The organism is Pseudomonas sp. RC4D1 (assembly GCF_018390395.1).
Classification (GTDB): domain Bacteria; phylum Pseudomonadota; class Gammaproteobacteria; order Pseudomonadales; family Pseudomonadaceae; genus Aquipseudomonas; species Aquipseudomonas danubii.
In genome coordinates this window covers 1,797,835-1,814,853 of the sequence record NZ_JAHBAW010000002.1, presented here as the reverse complement: position 1 = coordinate 1,814,853, position 17,019 = coordinate 1,797,835, and the positions used below count along the sequence as shown (strand labels likewise).

The 17,019-nt window shown below is 59.5% G+C and carries 20 protein-coding genes and 1 tRNA gene; 19 read left to right on the top strand and 2 right to left on the bottom strand.

The features are described 5' to 3' along the window. Nucleotides 1-43: 43 nt before the first annotated feature. Entirely contained in the window at nucleotides 44-928 is an 885-nt protein-coding gene (locus tag KHO49_RS23905; RefSeq protein WP_102860386.1) for a LysR substrate-binding domain-containing protein, read from the top strand. Nucleotides 929-1,033: 105 nt separating this feature from the next. After that, entirely contained in the window at nucleotides 1,034-1,501 is a 468-nt protein-coding gene (locus KHO49_RS23900; protein WP_102880822.1) for a hypothetical protein, read from the top strand. A gap of 87 nt (nucleotides 1,502-1,588) precedes the next feature. Here the strand turns inward: KHO49_RS23900 and KHO49_RS23895 are convergent. Next, a tRNA-Leu gene (locus KHO49_RS23895) sits at nucleotides 1,589-1,673 on the bottom strand. A 108-nt stretch (nucleotides 1,674-1,781) separates the two neighbouring features. Here KHO49_RS23895 and queA point away from each other — a divergent pair. The 6 genes from queA (at nucleotide 1,782) to KHO49_RS23865 (ending at nucleotide 7,894) form a co-directional block, all read left to right on the top strand. Then, complete coding sequence (queA, locus tag KHO49_RS23890; RefSeq protein WP_102860388.1) at nucleotides 1,782-2,846, top strand: tRNA preQ1(34) S-adenosylmethionine ribosyltransferase-isomerase QueA; 1,065 nt, start codon at nucleotides 1,782-1,784, stop codon at nucleotides 2,844-2,846. Between the two features lie 14 nt (nucleotides 2,847-2,860). After that, entirely contained in the window at nucleotides 2,861-3,976 is a 1,116-nt protein-coding gene (gene tgt / locus KHO49_RS23885; protein ID WP_161799191.1) for a tRNA guanosine(34) transglycosylase Tgt, read from the top strand. Nucleotides 3,977-4,023: 47 nt separating this feature from the next. Further along, on the top strand, nucleotides 4,024-4,362 hold the full coding sequence (gene yajC / locus KHO49_RS23880; RefSeq protein ID WP_102880809.1) for a preprotein translocase subunit YajC: 339 nt from the start codon (nucleotides 4,024-4,026) through the stop codon (nucleotides 4,360-4,362). Between the two features lie 62 nt (nucleotides 4,363-4,424). Continuing rightward, nucleotides 4,425-6,293 carry a protein translocase subunit SecD gene (gene secD / locus KHO49_RS23875; protein ID WP_102860389.1) on the top strand — a complete coding sequence of 623 codons (1,869 nt, stop codon included), beginning with the start codon at nucleotides 4,425-4,427 and terminating at the stop codon, nucleotides 6,291-6,293. A gap of 9 nt (nucleotides 6,294-6,302) precedes the next feature. Continuing rightward, on the top strand, nucleotides 6,303-7,217 hold the full coding sequence (gene secF / locus KHO49_RS23870) for a protein translocase subunit SecF (protein WP_102860390.1): 915 nt from the start codon (nucleotides 6,303-6,305) through the stop codon (nucleotides 7,215-7,217). Between the two features lie 122 nt (nucleotides 7,218-7,339). Continuing rightward, a complete protein-coding gene (locus tag KHO49_RS23865; protein WP_102880808.1) occupies nucleotides 7,340-7,894 on the top strand; it encodes a glycine zipper 2TM domain-containing protein in 555 nt (184 codons plus the stop codon). A 132-nt stretch (nucleotides 7,895-8,026) separates the two neighbouring features. Here the strand turns inward: KHO49_RS23865 and suhB are convergent, their stop codons facing one another. Next, complete coding sequence (gene suhB, locus KHO49_RS23860) at nucleotides 8,027-8,842, bottom strand: type III secretion system regulator SuhB (protein WP_011063220.1); 816 nt, start codon at nucleotides 8,840-8,842, stop codon at nucleotides 8,027-8,029. Between the two features lie 245 nt (nucleotides 8,843-9,087). On the opposite strand from suhB, the gene trmJ reads away from it, so the two are divergent. The 11 genes from trmJ to ndk all read left to right on the top strand — a co-directional run bounded on the left by trmJ (nucleotide 9,088) and on the right by ndk (nucleotide 17,000). Continuing rightward, a complete protein-coding gene (gene trmJ, locus KHO49_RS23855; RefSeq protein WP_213665901.1) occupies nucleotides 9,088-9,861 on the top strand; it encodes a tRNA (cytosine(32)/uridine(32)-2'-O)-methyltransferase TrmJ in 774 nt (257 codons plus the stop codon). Further along, nucleotides 9,861-10,637 (top strand): serine O-acetyltransferase, encoded by a 777-nt coding sequence (gene cysE, locus KHO49_RS31315; protein WP_102880807.1) that lies wholly within the window; start codon nucleotides 9,861-9,863, stop codon nucleotides 10,635-10,637. Before trmJ ends, cysE begins: the two co-directional genes overlap by 1 nt. A gap of 235 nt (nucleotides 10,638-10,872) precedes the next feature. Then, the gene (gene iscR, locus KHO49_RS23845; protein ID WP_011063217.1) at nucleotides 10,873-11,364 is read left to right on the top strand and encodes a Fe-S cluster assembly transcriptional regulator IscR; all 492 of its coding nucleotides are present in this window, start codon (nucleotides 10,873-10,875) and stop codon (nucleotides 11,362-11,364) included. 50 nt (nucleotides 11,365-11,414) lie between these two features. Beyond that, a complete protein-coding gene (locus KHO49_RS23840) occupies nucleotides 11,415-12,629 on the top strand; it encodes an IscS subfamily cysteine desulfurase (protein WP_102860394.1) in 1,215 nt (404 codons plus the stop codon). A gap of 94 nt (nucleotides 12,630-12,723) precedes the next feature. After that, the gene (iscU, locus tag KHO49_RS23835; RefSeq protein WP_007929523.1) at nucleotides 12,724-13,110 is read left to right on the top strand and encodes a Fe-S cluster assembly scaffold IscU; all 387 of its coding nucleotides are present in this window, start codon (nucleotides 12,724-12,726) and stop codon (nucleotides 13,108-13,110) included. Nucleotides 13,111-13,152: 42 nt separating this feature from the next. Then, nucleotides 13,153-13,476, top strand: a complete 324-nt coding sequence (gene iscA / locus KHO49_RS23830) for an iron-sulfur cluster assembly protein IscA (protein ID WP_007929524.1) — start codon at nucleotides 13,153-13,155, stop codon at nucleotides 13,474-13,476. An 8-nt stretch (nucleotides 13,477-13,484) separates the two neighbouring features. Continuing rightward, nucleotides 13,485-14,006: a co-chaperone HscB gene (hscB, locus tag KHO49_RS23825; protein ID WP_011063215.1), complete on the top strand. Its 522-nt coding sequence runs from the start codon at nucleotides 13,485-13,487 to the stop codon at nucleotides 14,004-14,006. Nucleotides 14,007-14,057: 51 nt separating this feature from the next. After that, complete coding sequence (hscA, locus tag KHO49_RS23820; RefSeq protein ID WP_102860396.1) at nucleotides 14,058-15,920, top strand: Fe-S protein assembly chaperone HscA; 1,863 nt, start codon at nucleotides 14,058-14,060, stop codon at nucleotides 15,918-15,920. Between the two features lie 3 nt (nucleotides 15,921-15,923). Beyond that, nucleotides 15,924-16,265 (top strand): ISC system 2Fe-2S type ferredoxin, encoded by a 342-nt coding sequence (gene fdx / locus KHO49_RS23815; protein ID WP_025129554.1) that lies wholly within the window; start codon nucleotides 15,924-15,926, stop codon nucleotides 16,263-16,265. Between the two features lie 14 nt (nucleotides 16,266-16,279). Then, nucleotides 16,280-16,480 (top strand): Fe-S cluster assembly protein IscX, encoded by a 201-nt coding sequence (gene iscX, locus KHO49_RS23810; RefSeq protein WP_102860397.1) that lies wholly within the window; start codon nucleotides 16,280-16,282, stop codon nucleotides 16,478-16,480. Nucleotides 16,481-16,574: 94 nt separating this feature from the next. Next, nucleotides 16,575-17,000: a nucleoside-diphosphate kinase gene (gene ndk / locus KHO49_RS23805; RefSeq protein WP_025129556.1), complete on the top strand. Its 426-nt coding sequence runs from the start codon at nucleotides 16,575-16,577 to the stop codon at nucleotides 16,998-17,000. The last annotated feature ends 19 nt before the right edge of the window (nucleotides 17,001-17,019 follow it).

The following is a 17,019-nucleotide window of genomic DNA, read 5'->3' as shown; positions in this document are numbered from 1 at the left end:
TATCAAATAATTTTGCGTGTTAGTCCCAAAAAACAGGATTGTCATGAGACCAGTAAATTTCGATTTGGATGTCATGCGCAGTTTCGTCACAGGGGTCGAATTGGGCAGTTTTGCCAAGGCGGCGCAAAAGCTCGCTCGTTCGACATCGGCCATCAGCGCCCAGTTGAAGAAACTCGAAGCCCAGGCGGGTTCGCCCTTGTTCAAGAAGGCCGGTCGCAGGCTGGCACTCACGGACACCGGGGAAGTGCTACTGAATTACTCCCGGCGGCTTTTAAGCCTCAACGATGAAACCATCACCGCGGTGTCCGAGCTCAAGCTCAAAGGCTGGGTGCGTCTGGGGCTTCAGGAAGACCTGGGCAGCTTCCTGCCCACGGTGCTGGGCCGCTTCGCCAGGGCCCATCCCGATGTTCGGGTCGAAGCCCGCATCGCGCGCAATGGCGATCTGCTCAGCCGCATCGAAAACGGCTCCCTGGATCTCGCCGTGGCCTGGGGGGCAGAGCGGACCACCGGGTATCAGGAAGTGGTGGCGGACCTGCCCATGCAGTGGATCGGCTCATCGCACCAGTACCTCGACTGGCGCGCCGAGTCCGGCACACCGTTGCCGATTATCGCGTTCGACGCGCCTTGTCCCTTTCATTCGATGGCCACCGAAGCGCTCAACCGCGAAGGGATTCCCTGGTTACTGTCGTTCACCAGCTCCAGCCTCAATGGCCTATCCGCGGCGACCGAAGCCGGCCTGGGCTACACCATTCGCACGGCCCTGGGCCTGCAGCCAGGTACCGAGCTGCTGCAGGCCGGCGACCGCGGCTTGCCAGCCTTGCCCTCGATAGCCCTCACGTTGCATCGCCGCGAGGCAACCCCGGACCCGCTGACCGAGCGGCTGTCGAACATCGTGATACAGGCCATCCGCAGTGAGATTGTTTACTGACGAGGGACGGCTTGAGCACAAGCCTTGCCAGACCGATTTTGCCTAACAGGTGTTTGCAGCCGGACTATTGTTAAGCACAGAGATTTGATCAGAAGAGAGCACACAATGAACAAGTTCGTTTGGCCGGCACTGATGGCTTTGCTGTTCGTCCAGTCCCCGGCCCATGCCATCAATGAAAAGTATCGCCAGCAGCTTGAGCAATCGGGCTGTACCCAAATGACCGAGCTTCAGGGATGCGATATCCACAAGAGCAAGGCGGAAAACGCCAAGGCCGGATTTGCCGACCCTTACACACCCGCCGCTGCTGCTGACAGCGCCAAGGAACAAACCCCCTACGCCGGACAGTGGACGGCCAAAAGCGATACTGGCGCGACAGTCGCCACCATTCGTATTGATGCCAAAGAGCATGTGTGGGTGAACGGCAAAGAGGTCAAAGCCAAACGCACGGATGGTGCCCTGCAATTTCGTCAGGGCACGCTGCTGTTCACCATTCAAGGTGATCGACGCCTGAAGAATGAAGATGTGTGGATGGATACCGATGCCGGAACCAAGGGGCCGATTCAGAGCGAATAGGTATTCGGACAGGCACAAAAAAACCGGCTCAAGTGGCCGGTTTTTTTGGGTTCAAGATGCATTGAGCGGCATCTTGAGATATGTACTTGGTGCCCCGAGGGAGACTCGAACTCCCACTTCTTGCGAAAACGGATTTTGAATCCGCCGCGTCTACCAATTCCGCCATCAGGGCTCAATGGCGGCGAAGTATAGAGAGGCAGTTACCGTTGGTCAATCGGCTTTCGTGGTCAATTTTTAGTTATTCCGCTAAACTTTCCGGCCCTGCTAGACGAACCCCATCATGCGCGTTGCTGACTTTACCTTCGAGCTTCCTGATTCGCTGATCGCCCGCCATCCTTTGGCCGAGCGTCGCGGCAGCCGTCTGTTGACCCTGGATGGGCCAACCGGCGCCTTGGCCCACCGTCAATTCACCGATCTGCTGGAGCATTTGCGTCCGGGCGATCTGATGGTGTTCAACAATACCCGGGTGATTCCGGCCCGTCTGTTTGGCCAGAAGGCCTCCGGCGGCAAGCTGGAGATCCTCATCGAGCGGGTGCTGGACAGCCATCGTGTGCTGGCCCATGTGCGCTCCAGCAAGTCGCCCAAGCCTGGGTCGAAGATCCTGATCGACGGCGGTGGCGAGGCCGAGATGCTGGCGCGCCACGACACGCTGTTCGAGCTGGGTTTTGCCGAGGAGGTGCTGCCGCTGCTGGATCGGGTCGGGCACATGCCGTTGCCTCCTTATATAGACCGCCCGGATGAAGGCGCGGACCGTGAGCGTTATCAGACCGTGTACGCCCAGCGTCTTGGGGCTGTCGCGGCGCCCACGGCGGGGCTGCATTTCGACCAGCCGCTGCTGGAGGCCATTGCCGCCAAGGGCGTGGAGACTGCGTTCGTGACCCTGCATGTCGGCGCCGGCACTTTCCAGCCAGTGCGGGTCGAGCGTATTGAAGATCACCATATGCATCACGAGTGGCTGGAAGTCGGCCAGGACGTGGTGGATGCGGTTGCCGCATGCCGTGCTCGCGGTGGTCGGGTGGTGGCGGTGGGCACCACCAGTGTGCGTTCCCTGGAAAGTGCCGCGCGCGATGGTGTGCTCAAGCCGTTCAGCGGCGACACCGATATCTTTATCTACCCGGGCCGGCCGTTCCATGTGGTCGATGCCCTGGTGACCAACTTCCATCTGCCGGAATCCACGCTGTTGATGCTGGTTTCGGCGTTCGCCGGTTATCCCGAGACCATGGCCGCCTATCGCGCCGCGGTGGAAAATGGGTACCGCTTTTTCAGCTACGGTGATGCGATGTTCATCACCCGTAATCCTGCGCCGACCGCTCCCAAGGATCTGGCCCCCGAGGAAACTGTATGAGTCGCACTTGTCGTATGTCCTTCGAGCTTCTGGCCACTGATGGCAAGGCTCGACGCGGTCGCCTGACCTTCCCCCGCGGTACGGTGGAAACCCCGGCCTTCATGCCGGTGGGCACCTACGGCACGGTCAAGGGCATGCTGCCGCGGGATATCGTCGCCACCGGCGCCGAGATCATCCTCGGCAACACCTTCCACCTGTGGCTGCGTCCGGGCACCGAGGTGATCAAGGCTCACGGTGACCTGCATGACTTCATGCAGTGGAACGGCCCGATCCTCACCGACTCCGGTGGTTTCCAGGTGTTCAGCCTGGGCGCCATGCGCAAGATCAAGGAAGAGGGCGTGACCTTCGCCTCGCCGGTGGACGGTGCCAAGGTGTTCATGGGCCCGGAAGAGTCGATGCAAGTGCAGCGCGACCTGGGTTCGGACATCGTGATGATCTTCGACGAGTGCACCCCGTACCCGGCCGATGAGGACGTGGCGCGGATTTCCATGGAGCTGTCCCTGCGCTGGGCCCAGCGTTCCAAGAATGCCCATGGTGACAACACGGCGGCGCTGTTTGGCATCGTTCAGGGTGGCATGCATCAGGACCTGCGCATGCGTTCCCTGGAAGGCCTGGACAAGATCGGCTTCGACGGCCTGGCCATCGGTGGCCTGTCGGTGGGCGAGCCCAAGCATGAAATGATCAAGGTCCTGGACTACCTGCCGGGCCAGATGCCTGCCGACAAACCTCGTTACCTTATGGGAGTTGGCAAGCCGGAAGATCTGGTTGAGGGTGTGCGCCGCGGTGTGGACATGTTCGATTGCGTGATGCCAACCCGCAATGCCCGCAATGGGCATCTGTTCATCGATACAGGCGTGCTGAAAATCCGTAACGCGTTCCATCGCCATGATGATTCGCCGCTGGACCCAACTTGTGATTGCTACACCTGCCAGAACTTCTCCCGTGCCTATCTGCATCACTTGGACAAGTGCGGGGAAATGCTCGGGAGTATGCTCAATACCATCCATAATTTGCGCCATTACCAGCGTCTTATGGCTGGTTTGCGCGAGGCTATTCAACAAGGTACATTGGCCGCCTTTGTCGATTCCTTCTATGCCAAACGCGGGTTACCCGTGCCGCCTTTAGAATAAGTTCTAAAGACGTTAAGCCACTAATTTTGCAATTATCGGAGTGTTAAATGAGCTTTTTGATCCCTGCCGCGTATGCGGACGCCGCTGCACCTGCCGCTGCCGGTCCTGCTGGCACTGGTTTCGAGTGGATTTTCCTGGTTGGCTTCCTGGTCATCTTCTATCTGATGATCTGGCGCCCGCAGGCCAAGCGCGCCAAAGAGCAGAAAAACCTGCTGAGCAGCCTGCAGAAAGGCGACGAAGTTGTTACCACTGGCGGTATCGCCGGCAAGATCAACAAGGTGACCGACGACTTCGTGGTTCTGGAAGTGTCGGACTCCGTTGAGCTGAAGTTCCAGAAGGGCGCGATCGCTGCCACGCTGCCAAAAGGCACGCTGAAAGCCATCTAAGTTTCATCTTTTACCAATCGACGGGGCGCGCAAGGCGCCCCGCGTCATAAACGGGCGGCGTGATGCTGAACAAATATCCTCTGTGGAAGTACCTACTGATCCTGGCGGTGCTGGCGATCGGTTTTATTTATTCCGCTCCCAATCTATACCCTGATGATCCGGCCATTCAGGTCAGCGGTGCGAGCACTGCGTTGCAGGTCACTCAGGCGGATCTGGATCGTGCGAGCAAAGCGCTCACCGACGCCGGTATCAAGGTCAAGGCTGCTTCCATTGCTGCCAACGGCAAGGGCGGTCTGCTGCGCTTGACCAACAAGGAAGACCAGCTTCCGGCCAAGGATGTAGTGCGCAAGGCGCTGGGCGATGACTATGTGGTGGCGTTGAACCTGGCGCAAACCACTCCGCAATGGCTGCGCAACCTGGGTGCGCACCCGATGAAACTGGGTCTGGACTTGTCCGGTGGTGTGCACTTCCTGCTGGAAGTGGACATGGACAAAGCCCTCGACGCCCGCCTGAAAGTCTATGAAGGCGACGTCAAGAGCCTGCTGCGCAAAGAGCGCCTGCGCTATCGCAGCCTGCCGCAGCTCAATGGCGCCATCCAGCTGGGCTTCAGCGATGAAGACAGCCGTGAACAGGCTCGTTCGCTGATCCGCAAGAACTTCAACGATTTCGATATCGTACCGGCCGACCTCAATGGCCAACCGGTGCTGCGTCTGGCGATGACCCCGGCCAAGCTGGCGGAAATCCGTGAATACTCCATCAAGCAGAACTTGACCACCGTGCGTAACCGGGTCAACGAGCTGGGTGTGGCCGAGCCTCTGGTTCAGCGTCAGGGTGCCAACCGTATCGTGGTTGAGCTGCCGGGCGTGCAGGACACCGCTGAAGCCAAGCGGATCCTGGGCAAGACCGCCAACCTGGAGTTCCGTCTGGCCGCCGAGCCGGGTGCTTCCAAGGCGACTTCCGAGTCCTTCGAATTCCGTGAGGGCAACCGTCCTCCTGCACTGATCGAGCGTGGCCTGATCATCACCGGTGACCAGGTGACCGATGCCCAGGCCGGTTACGACGAACACGGCCGTCCACAGGTGAACATCAAGCTTGATGGTCACGGTGGCGAGCTGATGAACCGTTCGACTCGCAGCAATGTCGGTCGCAGCATGGCGGTGATCTTCATCGAGCAGAAGCCGACCACCACCTACACCAAACAAGTGGTGAACGGTGTCGAGAAAGACGTGGCGGTGCAGACCTTCAAGGAAGAGAAGAAGATCATCAGCCTGGCGACTATCCAGTCGCCGCTGGGCAGCCAGTTCCGCATCACCGGCCTGAACGGCCAGGGCGAGTCTTCCGAGCTGGCGCTGTTGCTGCGTGCCGGTGGTCTGGCGGCGCCGATGTACTTCGCCGAAGAGCGCACAATCGGTCCAAGCCTGGGTGCTGACAACATCACCAAGGGTATCGATGCGTCTCTGTGGGGCATGCTGTTCGTGTCGCTGTTCATTATCGCCATCTACCGTTTCTTCGGTGTCATCGCCACTGTGGCACTGGCATTGAACATGGTGCTGCTGCTGGCCCTGATGTCCCTGCTGGGGGCGACGCTGACCCTGCCGGGTATCGCCGGTATCGTCTTGACCATGGGTATGGCGGTGGACGCCAACGTACTGATCTTCTCGCGGATACGTGAAGAGCTCGCCGCCGGCATGAGTGTGCAGCGGGCAATCAACGAAGGCTTCGGCCGGGCATTCACCGCGATCCTGGACTCCAACCTGACCACCTTGCTGGTGGGCGGCATTCTGTTCGCCATGGGTACCGGTCCGGTCAAAGGCTTTGCGGTGACCATGTCCCTCGGGATCTTTACCTCGATGTTCACGGCCATCTGGCTGACCCGTGCGATGGTCAACCTGATCTTCGGCGGTCGTGACTTCAAGAAGTTGTGGATTTAAGGGGCTGCCATGTTACGTACTATTAACTTCATGGGCGTGCGCAACGTTGCGTTCGGCGTCACTGTGCTGCTCACCATCCTGGCGTTGTTCAGCTGGTTCCACAAAGGCTTGAACTACGGTCTGGACTTCACCGGCGGTACGCTCATTGAGCTGACCTACGAGCGTCCGGCGGATGTGATGAAGGTGCGTTCGCAACTGAACGATGCCGGTTATCACGAAGCCATCGTGCAGAGCTTCGGTGCGACCACTGATCTGCTGGTGCGGATGCCGGGTGAAGACCCGCAACTGGGCCACCAGGTGGCCGAGGCGCTGCAGAAGGTTGGCGGTGACAACCCGGCGCAGGTCAAGCGCGTCGAGTTTGTCGGTCCGCAAGTGGGTGAAGAGCTGCGGGACCAGGGCGGCCTCGGCATGCTCATGGCCCTGGGCGGCATCCTGATCTACCTGGCCTTTCGCTTTCAGTGGAAGTTCGCGGTGGGCGCGATCGTTTCGCTGATCCACGACGTGATCGTGACGGTGGGCATCCTCTCGTTCTTCCAGATCACCTTTGACCTGACGGTGCTGGCGGCGGTGCTGGCGATCATCGGTTACTCCCTCAACGACACCATCGTGGTGTTCGACCGGGTGCGTGAGAACTTCCGTGTGCTGCGCAAGGCCAGCCTGATCGAGAACATCAACATCTCGACCACTCAGACCCTGCTACGGACCATGGCGACTTCGATCTCCACCTTGCTGGCGATCATCGCGCTGCTGTTCTTTGGTGGCGACAACCTGTGGGGCTTCTCCATCGCCCTGTTTGTCGGTGTTCTGGCGGGTACCTACTCGTCGATCTACATCGCCAACGTGGTGCTGATCTGGCTGAACCTGAACAGCGAGGATCTGATTCCTCCGGCCAATACCGAGAAGGAAGTGGACGACCGTCCATGAGGATCTAGCCCTTTTCCGGCTGTCAGTTAAAAAGGCGCGAGTGTTGAACTCGCGCCTTTTTTATTGCTCCAACGCTGGGAGAAGCGCGGGCCAAGTCCCGTTTGTATGGTCAGGAGGTTCACGTGAACAAGTCGTTGCTGGTTGGTGCGGTATTGGGTGCTGTCGGTGTCACCGCCGGGGGTGCTGTTGCCACCTACAGCCTGGTTAAAAGCGGCCCTGAGTATGCGCAAGTGCTGGCCGTACAGCCGGTCAAACAACAGATCAAGACTCCTCGTGAAGTCTGCAAGGACGTCGCCGTGACTCGCCAGCGCCCGGTCAAGGATGAGCATCAGATCCTGGGCACCGTGGCGGGCGCGGTGGGCGGCGGTCTGCTGGGCAGCATGATTGGTGGTGGTAATGGCAAGAAGATCGCCACCGTGGCGGGTGCGGTTGGCGGTGGCTATGCCGGCAACAAGGTGCAGGAAGGCATGCAGGAACGTGACACCTACACCACCACCCAGACTCGCTGTAATACAGTCAATGACATCAGTGAGAAGGTCGTGGGTTATGACGTGAAGTACGACCTGGGCGGCAAGCAAGGCCAGGTGCGCATGGATCGTGACCCGGGCAACCAGATTCCGGTGGATAAAGAGGGGCGTCTGATTCTGGGTCAGAACCAGAATCAACCCGGCCAATAACCCTCGCTTGTAGGGGTTGGCTTGCCGGCGAATGGGCTTTGAGATCGCCTTCGCCGGCAAGCCGGCTCCTACAGGTCGGGTCTTGCGGACATAAAAAAAGCACCCCTCGGGGTGCTTTTTTGTCGCTGGCGCTTAGCGCTTCAGCGAAGCCGGCAGGTGCGGCTGGATGGCGGTCAGGACCGCTTTGAAGCATTTGGTGTTGCCAGCTACCACGTGGCCTTTTTCCAGGAAGTCGTGACCGCCGGTGAAGTCGCTCACCAGGCCGCCGGCTTCTTGAATCAGCAGGGCGCCAGCTGCCATGTCCCATTCGGACAGGCCCGACTCCCAGAAAGCGTCGAAACGACCGGCGGCCACGTAGGCCAGGTCCAGGCTTGCAGCACCAGCGCGGCGGATGCCGGCGGTCTGGCCAACCAGGGCGCGGAACATGCCCAGGTAGTTGTCCAGGTTGTCCATCTGGTCGTCACGGAATGGGAAACCGGTGCCCAGCAGGGCGCCGTCGAGGCTGGTGCGGCCGCTCACGCGCAGGCGGCGACCGTTCAGCTGGGCGCCACGGCCACGGCTGGCGGTGAATTCTTCCTGGCGAACCGGGTCCAGGACCACGGCGTGTTCCAGGCGGCCGCGGTATTTGCAGGCGATGCTCACGGCAAAGTGCGGGATGCCGCGCAGGAAGTTGGTGGTGCCGTCCAGTGGGTCGATGATCCACAGGTAGTCTTCGCCTTCGCCGCTGCCAGCGTGCAGGCCGGTTTCTTCGCCGAGGATGGCGTGGGTCGGGTAGGCCTTGCGCAGCGCGTCGATGATCTTCTGCTCGGCAGCGCGATCAACTTCGGATACGTAGTCTTTGGCGTCTTTTTCGTCGACCTTGATGGTATCCAGGCGCTCGATGGAGCGGAAAATCAATTCACTGGCGCTGCGGGCGGCGCGCAGCGCGATATTCAGCATTGGCTGCATGGATAGGTCACCTAAGGTTGTTAAAGAAAGCCGAGCATTCTAGCAGAAAACTTTTGCAGATGAAGGCTGGTGTTCGCTTTGATTGCATTGATCCGCTGTGTGGCGTTCTCCGGTGGCGAGTGTTTGAGCCGGTTGCTGGGCGCCTTTATAGAGCGCTGGAATCTGTCGAGTGGTTATTTTTGAGGCGGGAGTCTTGCCTGTTCGGTAAGATTTGCTCCCCCTTATCGTGTCCGAGAGCGCATCCCTTGCTGCAGAACATTCGTGTCGTCCTGGTCAATACCAGTCATCCGGGCAATATCGGCGGGGCTGCGCGTGCCATGAAGAACATGGGCTTGTCGCGGCTGGTGCTGGTGGAGCCCCGGGTATTTCCGTCTCACGAGGCGGATGCGCGTGCTTCCGGTGCCACCGATATCCTGGCCAATGCCCAGGTAGTTGCCACCCTTGAGGAGGCATTGGCGGGTTGCACGCTGGTGTTTGGCACCAGTGCTCGCGACCGGCGCATTCCCTGGCCCTTGCTTGATCCGCGTGAGTCCGGTCTCAAGGTGGTAGAGGAAGCCGGGCAGGGGGCGCAGATCGCCCTGGTGTTCGGTCGTGAAGATTCCGGCCTGACCAATGATGAGCTGCAGCGATGTCATTTCCACGTGCATATCCCGTCGGACCCGGAGTTCAGCTCGCTGAACCTGGCCACGGCGGTGCAGGTGCTGACTTATGAAGTGCGCATGTCCTGGCTGGCGGCCCAAGGCCGGCCAACCAAGGTAGAGAAGGATGAAGTGGCTTCGCCGCGCAGTGAAGAGCTGGCGACCATGGATGAGTTGGAGCGGTTCTACGAGCATCTGCAGCAGACGCTGGTGGTCATCGACTTCCTCGATCCGGAAAAGCCGCGGCACTTGATGGCACGCCTGCGTCGGTTATACGGTCGCAGCTCGGTCAGCCGGGCGGAAATGAATATATTGCGTGGCATTCTCACGGAAACCCAGAAAGCGGCCCGTGGAGAGCTACAAAAGCGGAAGGATCAGTGATGTTCGAGCGTCTGCGTGAAGATATCCAAAGCGTGTTTCATCGTGACCCGGCGGCGCGCAATGCCTTCGAGGTGTTGACCTGCTACCCAGGTATGCACGCGATCTGGATTCATCGTTTGTCCGGCGCCTTGTGGGGCATGGGTTGGAAATGGCTGGCGCGGCTGGTGTCGAACTTCGGTCGTTGGTTGACCGGGATCGAAATTCATCCGGGAGCCAAAGTCGGCCGTCGCTTCTTTATCGACCATGGCATGGGCATTGTCATTGGCGAGACCGCCGAGATCGGTGATGACGTGACCCTCTATCAAGGGGTGACGCTGGGTGGCACCAGTTGGAACAAGGGCAAGCGCCATCCGACCCTGGAAGACGGTGTGGTGGTGGGGGCGGGCGCCAAGGTGCTGGGTCCCTTCATTGTGGGCGCGGGGGCCAAGGTCGGTTCCAATGCGGTGGTGACCAAGGCGGTGCCGGCCGGAGCGACGGTGGTGGGCATTCCTGGGCGGATCATCATGAAGTCCAGCGACGAGCAGGCGGCCAAGCGCAAGGCTATGGCGGAAAAACTCGGTTTCGATGCCTACGGTGTCGGCGAGGACATGCCGGATCCGGTGGCTCGTGCTATCGGGCAGTTGCTGGATCACCTGCAGGCAGTTGACGGTCGTCTGGAGGATATGTGTGGCGCGCTGAAGGATCTGGGCAGTGACTACTGTGCCAAGGATCTGCCTCAATTGCGTGAAGAAGACTTCGCTGAAGTCAAAGGCAAGGACGGCAGTCAGGTCGGCTGATGGCGCAAAACCGGCCCCTCTGCGGGGTCGGCTTGCTAGCGAAAGGCCCTAATATCCTTTGAGTGACCCGCAGGTCAGGTGTTGCCATACTGCTGTGCCATTACGTCGCAGACTTTGCTATGATTCGCGCGCTCTTTTGCGGGTAAACCCGACTAAAGTAGTTGGTCTTATAGTTGACTCGATTACTCGGGTATTGCATACTCGCGTCCATTCCGAAACTCCGTGGTACTTGTCCATGCGACTGACTACTAAAGGCCGATACGCCGTGACCGCCATGCTTGATCTGGCGTTGCACGCGCAACATGGCCCGGTCTCCCTGGCCGATATCTCTGAGCGCCAAGGCATCTCCCTGTCCTACCTCGAACAGCTTTTCGCCAAACTGCGCCGCAGTAACCTGGTGTCCAGCGTCCGTGGTCCTGGTGGCGGCTACCAGCTGTCCCGTGACATGCAGGGGATTCAGGTGGCTCAGGTGATCGATGCGGTGAATGAATCGGTCGATGCAACCAAATGCCAGGGGCTGGGTGATTGCCATGCCGGCGACACCTGCCTGACCCATCACCTGTGGTGCGACTTGAGCCTGCAGATTCACGAATTTCTGAGCGGTATCAGCTTGGCTGATCTTGTTACTCGCCGTGAGGTACAAGAAGTAGCCCAGCGTCAGGACCAGCGCCGTTGTAATGGTAAGGCGCCGCGCCTGGACAAGATTGAAGCGTCCGCCGTCGAATGACAGCCAAAGAGCTAGCGGCACGCCAGCCAGCCTGATTTAGGAGAGAGTCCATGAAATTGCCGATTTACCTTGATTACTCAGCGACCACGCCGGTCGATCCGCGTGTTGCGCAAAAAATGAGTGAATGCCTGCTGGTCGACGGAAACTTCGGTAACCCGGCGTCCCGCTCTCACGTGTTCGGCTGGAAGGCCGAAGAGTCGGTGGAGAATGCCCGTCGCCAAGTGGCCGACCTGGTTAACGCTGATCCGCGTGAAATCGTCTGGACCTCCGGTGCAACCGAGTCCGACAACCTGGCAATCAAGGGTGTCGCGCATTTCTATCACACCAAGGGCAAGCACCTGATCACCTCGAAAATCGAGCACAAGGCTGTCCTGGACACCATGCGCCAACTCGAGCGTGAAGGCTTTGAAGTGACTTACATCGAGCCGGGCGAAGATGGCTTGATCACTCCGGCCATGGTTGAAGCGGCCCTGCGTGACGACACCATCCTGGTTTCGATCATGCATGTGAACAACGAAATCGGCACCATCAACGACATTGCCGCCATCGGCGAGTTGACCCGCTCCAAAGGTATTCTGTTCCACGTCGACGGTGCTCAGTCCACCGGCAAGGTCGAAATCGACCTGCAGGCCCTGAAAGTCGACCTGATGTCCTTCTCTGCCCACAAGACCTACGGCCCTAAAGGCATTGGCGCGCTGTACGTCAGCCGCAAGCCTCGCGTGCGCCTGGAGGCCACCATGCACGGCGGCGGTCACGAGCGCGGCATGCGTTCTGGCACCCTGGCCACTCACCAGATCGTCGGCATGGGCGAAGCCTTCCGCGTCGCCAAGGAAGACATGGTCGCCGAAAATGCTCGCATCAAGGCCCTGAGCGATCGCTTCTACAAGCAGGTTGAACACCTGGAAGAGCTGTACATCAACGGCAGCATGACGGCTCGTGTACCGCACAACCTGAACCTGAGCTTCAACTACGTTGAAGGCGAGTCGCTGATCATGGCCCTTAAGGATCTGGCAGTGTCTTCCGGTTCGGCCTGTACTTCGGCTTCGCTCGAGCCTTCGTACGTGCTGCGTGCCCTGGGCCGTAACGACGAGTTGGCTCACAGCTCGATCCGCTTCACCTTCGGCCGCTTCACCACCGAAGAAGAAATCGATTACGCGGCGCAGAAAGTCTGCGAAGCCGTTACCAAGCTGCGCGCTCTGTCGCCGCTGTGGGACATGTACAAAGATGGCGTCGATATCTCGAAGATCGAGTGGGCGGCGCACTGAATATAAGTCGCCGCACAGGGTTCTGTAGAGCGTCCCGATAACGGCGATTTGCAGAACCCAAGAGCGACTCTCTGATGAGTGAGGATTAAGAATCATGGCTTACAGCGAAAAGGTCATCGACCACTACGAGAACCCGCGCAACGTCGGCAAGATGAACGCGGAAGATCCGGATGTCGGCACCGGCATGGTCGGCGCTCCAGCCTGCGGCGACGTGATGCGCCTGCAAATCAAGGTCAACGAGCAGGGCATCATTGAAGACGCCAAGTTCAAGACTTATGGCTGCGGTTCCGCCATTGCTTCCAGCTCCCTGGCCACTGAGTGGATGAAGGGCAAGACGCTGGATGAAGCCGAAACCATCAAGAACACCCAGCTGGCTGAAGAGCTGGCCCTGCCTCCAGTGAAGATCCACTGCTCGGTTCTCGCCGAAGACGCCATCAAGGCCGCCGTTCGCGATTACAAGCAGAAGAAAGGCCTGATCTGATCGATCGGCTTTCACAGATTTGGCGACAAGTAAGGAGTCACGATGGCTATCAGCATGACAGAAGCGGCTGCTCAACACGTGCGACGCTCCCTCAATGGGCGCGGCAAGGGTGATGGGATTCGTCTGGGTGTTCGCACCACAGGCTGTTCCGGCCTTGCCTATGTGCTGGAGTTCGTCGACGAGATCGGCGAGGACGATCAGGTGTTCGAAAGTCACGGCGAGAAAGTGATCATCGACCCGAAGAGCCTGACCTATCTGGACGGCACCGAGCTTGATTTCGTCAAGGAAGGGTTGAACGAAGGCTTCAAGTTCAACAACCCCAACGTGCGCGGTGAATGTGGCTGCGGCGAAAGCTTCAACATCTGAGGCTTCTTGTGGGTACTCCTTGTCATTTCGCTTTATTTGAACTGCAACCGAGCTTCCGTCTGGATCTCGAGCAGTTGGCTGCGCGCTACCGTGAGTTGGCGCGTGGGGTTCATCCCGACCGTTTTGCCGATGCTTCCGAGCGCGAGCAACGTCTGGCCCTGGAGCAGTCGGCGAGCCTCAACGAGGCTTACCAGACCCTCAAGAGTCCGCCAAAGCGTGCTCGTTATCTTCTGGCCTTGAATGGCGGTGAGTTGCCGCTGGAAGTCACGGTGCATGATCCGGAGTTTCTTCTGCAGCAGATGCAGTGGCGCGAAGAACTCGAAGACTTGCAGGACAGCGCCGACCTGGCTGGAGTGGCAGCATTCAAGCGTCGACTCAAGACTGCACAGGATGAACTGAACGAAAGCTTCGCAGCCTGTTGGGATGATGCAGCGCAACGCGAGCAGGCCGAACGCCTGATGCGGCGCATGCAGTTCCTCGACAAGCTCACCTACGAAGTGCGCCAGTTAGAAGAGCGCCTCGACGATTAACCCAGTGCCGCTCCGGTCGCACGCCTGATATACAGATAAGTCCAGATAAGCATGGCCCTACTGCAGATCGCCGAACCCGGCCAAAGTCCTCAACCGCACCAGCGTCGTCTGGCTGTGGGGATCGACTTGGGTACCACCAATTCGCTGGTTGCTGCCTTGCGCAGTGGTCTTTCCGAGCCTCTGGCTGACGCGCAGGGTCAGGTGATTCTGCCGTCGGCCGTGCGTTATCACGCCGACCGCGTCGAAGTGGGTGAATCCGCCCGCCTGGCTGCGTCCAGCGATCCCCTGAACACCGTGCTCTCGGTCAAGCGCCTGATGGGGCGCGGCCTGTCCGACGTCAAGCAATTGGGTGAGCAACTGCCTTATCGCTTCGTTGATGGTGAGTCGCATATGCCGTTCATCGAGACCATCCAGGGGCCGAAAAGCCCGGTGGAGGTATCGGCTGAAGTGCTCAAGGTCTTGCGTCAGCGTGCTGAGGCGGCCCTGGGGGGCGAGTTGGTAGGTGCGGTGATTACCGTTCCGGCCTATTTCGATGATGCCCAGCGTCAAGCCACCAAGGATGCGGCCAAATTGGCTGGCCTGAATGTGCTGCGCCTGCTCAACGAGCCGACCGCAGCTGCCGTGGCTTACGGTCTGGACCAGCACGCCGAGGGTGTGGTGGCGATCTATGACTTGGGCGGCGGTACCTTCGATATTTCCATCCTGCGCCTGACTGGCGGCGTCTTCGAAGTGCTGGCTACTGGTGGCGATACCGCCCTGGGTGGCGACGACTTCGATCACGCCATTGCCGGCTGGATCATCGAGGGCGCGGGCCTGTCCGCCGACCTGGACCCAGGCACCCAGCGCAATCTGTTGCAAACCGCCTGTGCGGCCAAGGAAGCCCTGACCAGTGCTGCATCCGTGGAAGTGGTGCATGGCGATTGGCGCGCCGCCCTGACTCGCGAGGCCTTCGACGCCCTGATCGAGCCTATGGTTGCCCGCAGCCTCAAGGCCTGCCGTCGTGCCGTTCGCGACTCCAATGTCGAGCTGGACGAAGTGCAGGCAGTGGTCATGGTGGGTGGTTCGACCCGCGTGCCGCGTGTGCGTGAAGCGGTGGCTGAAATGTTTGGTCGCCAGCCGTTGACCGAGATCGATCCGGATCAAGTGGTGGCCATTGGTGCCGCGATCCAGGCCGATACCCTGGCGGGCAACAAGCGCGAAGGGGGTGAATTGCTGCTGCTGGACGTGATTCCGCTGTCTTTGGGGTTGGAAACCATGGGCGGGCTGATGGAGAAGGTGATTCCGCGTAACACCACCATCCCGGTTGCCCGTGCCCAGGACTTCACCACCTACAAGGATGGCCAGACGGCCATGATGATTCATGTGCTGCAGGGCGAGCGCGAGCTGATCAGTGACTGCCGCTCCCTGGCGCGCTTCGAGCTGCGTGGCATCCCGCCGATGGTGGCCGGTGCGGCGAAGATTCGCGTGACCTTCCAGGTCGACGCCGATGGCCTGCTCAGTGTCTCTGCCCGAGAGCTGGGTTCGGGGGTTGAAGCCAGCATTCAGGTCAAGCCGTCCTACGGCCTGACTGACGGTGAAATCGCCAAGATGCTCAAGGACTCCTTCCAGTACGCCGGTGACGACAAGGTGGCCCGCGTGCTGCGTGAGCAGCAGGTTGATGCCCAGCGGCTGATCGAGGCTGTGCAGGGCGCCCTGGACGCTGATGGTGACCGTCTTCTGGATGCTGAAGAGCGCATGGTCATCGAGCTGCAGATGCAGGAACTGAGTGAATTGATGCGTGGCACCGATGGTTACGCCATCGAGCAGCAGACCAAGCGTCTGTCGCAAGTGACCGATGCCTTTGCTGCCCGCCGCCTGGATTCGACGGTGAAAGCCGCTTTGGCGGGGCGCAACCTGAATGAAATCGAGGAATAACTGATGCCGCAGATCATTTTTCTGCCACACGCCGTGTTCTGCCCGGACGGTCTGGTTGTCGAGGTCGAGCCTGGTGTTTCGGTGCTCGACGTGGCCCACGACAACCACATCGAGATCGAGAGCGCCTGCGGCGGCGTCTGCGCCTGCACTACCTGCCACTGCATCATTCGTGAAGGGTTTGACTCGCTGAACGAAGCCGACGAGCTGGAAGAAGACTTGCTGGACAAGGCCTGGGGCCTGGAAGCACAGTCGCGCCTGTCGTGCCAGGCTATCGTTGGTGATGAAGACCTGACCGTTGAAATTCCCAAGTACTCACTCAACCATGCCGCCGAAGCGCCGCACTGATTCAAGGAGTCGTCATGAGTCTGAAGTGGGTTGATGTACTGGAAATCGCGATCCAGCTGGCTGATTCCAAGCCGGATGTGGATCCGCGTTATGTGAACTTTGTCGACTTGCACCAATGGGTTCTGGCACTGCCAGAGTTCAGCGACGATCCGGCTCGCGGAGGCGAGAAGGTTCTTGAAGCAATTCAGGCCGCCTGGATCGACGAAGCGGACTGAATCCGCGGGCTACGCAGTTAGGCAATCCCTATAAACCCGCGTATAATTCGCGGGTTTAATTTTTCGCTTTAATCACCGTTTCTGGAGTTACACCATGGCTGTTCAACGTACTTTCTCCATCATCAAGCCTGACGCTGTTGCAAAAAACGTTATCGGCAAGATCGTTTCCCGTTTTGAAGAAGCCGGCCTGCGCGTTGTAGCTTCGAAAATGAAGCAACTGTCCAAGGCTGAAGCTGAAGGCTTCTACGCTGAGCACAGCGAGCGTGGCTTCTTCGGCGAACTGGTTGCCTTCATGACTTCCGGTCCAGTTGTTGTTCAGGTTCTGGAAGGCGAAAACGCCATTGCTCGCAACCGTGAGCTGATGGGCGCTACCAACCCTAAAGAAGCTGCTGCCGGCACCATCCGTGCTGACTTCGCCGAGTCCATCGACGCCAACGCCGTTCACGGTTCGGACTCCGAAGCTGCCGCTGCTCGCGAAATCGCTTACTTCTTCGCAGCTACTGAAGTAACCGCTCGCTGAGTAAGGCTGGCGAGTGAGG

Bases quoted from the DNA above. Each gene is read 5' to 3' on its own strand.
- iscU (WP_007929523.1), top strand. From the start codon at position 12,724: ATGGCTTACAGCGAAAAGGTCATCGACCACTACGAGAACCCGCGCAAC.
- KHO49_RS23900 (WP_102880822.1), top strand. From the start codon at position 1,034: ATGAACAAGTTCGTTTGGCCGGCACTGATGGCTTTGCTGTTCGTCCAG.
- fdx (WP_025129554.1), top strand. From the start codon at position 15,924: ATGCCGCAGATCATTTTTCTGCCACACGCCGTGTTCTGCCCGGACGGT.
- secD (WP_102860389.1), top strand. From the start codon at position 4,425: ATGCTGAACAAATATCCTCTGTGGAAGTACCTACTGATCCTGGCGGTG.
- cysE (WP_102880807.1), top strand. From the start codon at position 9,861: ATGTTCGAGCGTCTGCGTGAAGATATCCAAAGCGTGTTTCATCGTGAC.
- iscR (WP_011063217.1), top strand. From the start codon at position 10,873: ATGCGACTGACTACTAAAGGCCGATACGCCGTGACCGCCATGCTTGAT.
- KHO49_RS23905 (WP_102860386.1), top strand. From the start codon at position 44: ATGAGACCAGTAAATTTCGATTTGGATGTCATGCGCAGTTTCGTCACA.
- iscA (WP_007929524.1), top strand. From the start codon at position 13,153: ATGGCTATCAGCATGACAGAAGCGGCTGCTCAACACGTGCGACGCTCC.
- tgt (WP_161799191.1), top strand. From the start codon at position 2,861: ATGTCCTTCGAGCTTCTGGCCACTGATGGCAAGGCTCGACGCGGTCGC.
- hscA (WP_102860396.1), top strand. From the start codon at position 14,058: ATGGCCCTACTGCAGATCGCCGAACCCGGCCAAAGTCCTCAACCGCAC.
- iscX (WP_102860397.1), top strand. From the start codon at position 16,280: ATGAGTCTGAAGTGGGTTGATGTACTGGAAATCGCGATCCAGCTGGCT.
- secF (WP_102860390.1), top strand. From the start codon at position 6,303: ATGTTACGTACTATTAACTTCATGGGCGTGCGCAACGTTGCGTTCGGC.
- suhB (WP_011063220.1), bottom strand. From the start codon at position 8,842: ATGCAGCCAATGCTGAATATCGCGCTGCGCGCCGCCCGCAGCGCCAGT.
- yajC (WP_102880809.1), top strand. From the start codon at position 4,024: ATGAGCTTTTTGATCCCTGCCGCGTATGCGGACGCCGCTGCACCTGCC.
- queA (WP_102860388.1), top strand. From the start codon at position 1,782: ATGCGCGTTGCTGACTTTACCTTCGAGCTTCCTGATTCGCTGATCGCC.
- KHO49_RS23840 (WP_102860394.1), top strand. From the start codon at position 11,415: ATGAAATTGCCGATTTACCTTGATTACTCAGCGACCACGCCGGTCGAT.
- ndk (WP_025129556.1), top strand. From the start codon at position 16,575: ATGGCTGTTCAACGTACTTTCTCCATCATCAAGCCTGACGCTGTTGCA.